Consider the following 529-nt stretch of genomic DNA (forward strand, 5'->3'; position numbering starts at 1 on the left):
GTTCGACCCGATCGTCGAGATATATTTCTTGTCGAACAGGTTGGTGGCGTTGCCCTGGATCTCGAACTTGCGATCGGCGATCGTCACCCGTGCGCCGATCGTCGCGTCGACCAGCACGCGTCCGGGCACCGATTGATCGTTGGTGTAGGTGAAATAGCGGCGGCTCATATAATCCGCGCCGATGCGACCGAAGAACATGCCCTTGTCATAGGTCAATTCGCCCTTGGCGAGATGCTTGGGGGTGTCGACGGTTTGCTTGCCCTTGATGTTCTGCACCAAGCCGCCGACCGTCACGTTGTCGCGATAGGTCGAGTCATTGTAGCTGTACGAGGCGAATACGCCGAAGCCATAGCCAAGCTTGGCCTCCAGCGCGGTTTCGAGGCCATAAGCGCGGACCGAGCCCACATTCGACAGAATCGGCGGGTTGCCGACGATGCCTGCGCCAACCGTCTGGGCGAGCGTGCGGTTCTGGAAATCGACATAATAGCCGGCCAGCAGCGCGTTGATCCCGCGATAATGATAGCGCGCG

General features: G+C 59.5%; 1 protein-coding gene. It reads right to left on the reverse strand.

Features of this window, described 5'->3' with window-relative positions:
• Nucleotides 1-529 (reverse strand): TonB-dependent receptor domain-containing protein (locus AACY08_RS28585; protein WP_339472456.1); only part of this gene is annotated, 529 nt, incomplete at both ends.

It is taken from the genome of Pseudomonas sp. EL_65y_Pfl1_R83 (assembly GCF_963970695.1).
Classification (GTDB): domain Bacteria; phylum Pseudomonadota; class Gammaproteobacteria; order Pseudomonadales; family Pseudomonadaceae; genus Aquipseudomonas; species Aquipseudomonas tritici.